General features: G+C 27.1%; 1 pseudogene. It reads right to left on the bottom strand.

The annotated features are described in order from the left end of the window. Window positions 1–332, bottom strand: a pseudogene (locus tag V7056_RS13435) (AAA family ATPase); the annotation flags it as partial.

Raw genomic sequence — 332 nt, 5'->3', positions numbered from 1 at the left:
TCAATTGTTGAAATATGTTCACCTAAAATATCATTAACGATATGAATGTTTATTTGAGCATCCTCTGATATATTAATACCTTTATCTAATAACAGATCTTCTATCGTTTCTAATTTAATGACAATTTTTTGCTTTAGATTTCTAAAATTTGATTCCATTTTAGATCTTGCAGTTCCAATTGTATCTTTCACTTTATCGAATAATTCGGTTTTAAAGATTTTACGTAAGATTTCTTCTTTTTCCTTCGTATCAGAAACTAATAATTTCCGAAATTCACCTTGAGGGAGTAAAACAATTTGTTTAAATTGATCTGCATTAATCCCCAGTAATTC

Source organism: Bacillus sp. JJ664 (genome assembly GCF_036962205.1).
Classification (GTDB): domain Bacteria; phylum Bacillota; class Bacilli; order Bacillales; family Bacillaceae_G; genus Gottfriedia.
This window is presented reverse-complemented; position numbering and strand designations above follow the sequence as displayed.